General features: G+C 71.7%; 1 protein-coding gene. It reads right to left on the reverse strand.

The window, feature by feature from the left end:
* Positions 1–996 (reverse strand): anthranilate synthase component I family protein (locus FUT87_RS26530; RefSeq protein WP_255512053.1); only part of this gene is annotated, 996 nt, incomplete at its 3' end.
* Positions 997–1,155 lie beyond the last annotated feature (159 nt).

Below are 1,155 nucleotides of genomic sequence, written 5' to 3' on the forward strand. Positions count from 1 at the left end.
CTCGTCCCGCGGCCGCGAATCGAGCGTGATGCCGCTGCCCACGCCGCAGCGCAGCGCGCGGCCCGCCTGCTCGACGGTGCGGATCGGCACGTTGAAGGTCACCGCCCCACCCGGCTGCAGCAGCCCGAGCGCGCCGCAGTACCAGCCGCGCGGGCCGGGCTCGAGCTCGTCGATGACCTCCATCGCTCGCTTCTTGGGTGCGCCGGTGATCGAGCCGCAGGGGAACAGCGCCGTCATCACCTCGTCCAGCGCGAGGCCGGCGCGGGTGACCGCGCTGATCGTCGAGGTCATCTGCCAGACCGTGGGCAGCGCGTGCAGCTCGAACAGCCGCGGCACCCGCACCGAGCCCGGCACCGCCACGCGCGACAGGTCGTTGCGCAGCAGGTCCACGATCATGAGGTTCTCGGCGCGCTCCTTGGCGCTGGTGCGCAGGTAGGCCTGCGCGGCCTCGTCGCCGGCGCGGTCGCGGCCGCGCGGCGCCGTGCCCTTCATCGGCTGGGCCGACAGCAGCCAGGTGTGGCTGGCCTGCGGCGCCTCGGGCAGGGGACGCCAGTCGAAGAACAACTCGGGCGAGACGCTGGCGACGCTGTGATGGTCGTCGCCCTCGCCGGTGCGCAGGAACAGCGCGAAGCCGCCCGGCTGCGCCGCGTGCAACGCGAAGAAATGCAGGACCGGATCGAAGTCGCTTTCGTCGCCTTCGTCGCCTTCGCCGGCTTTGTCAGCCTCGTCGGCGCCGACCGTCTCCGCCGCCAGCCGCGTCGTCAGGTTGACCTGATAGCAGTCGCCGGCGCGGATATACGCGCGGATGCGCTCGACCTGCGCCTGCTCGTCGACATCCGCCTGCGCGTCGCGCCACGCCGTCATCGGATGCGCGCGTCTGGCGCCCGCCGCGGCGAGGCGGCTGCGGTCAGCGTTGGCCGTGACGTCGGTGTTGGTCCTGACGTTGGAGACGATGGCGTCGACGGGTTCGGAAGAATCGGTGCGGACAGTGTTCACGAGCAGGAGGCCGCCCAAAGGCGGGGCACGGGAGGGAGGAAGCCCGCGAGTCTGTCCACGCGCGATGACGACCCCATGAACGACGCCCCGGAGATGCATTCGTTGCACCTCCGTTGCGATTGCCCACCGTGATCGGGCGCCTTGCGCGGCGCGCGTTCA

The organism is Mitsuaria sp. TWR114, from assembly GCF_007997345.1.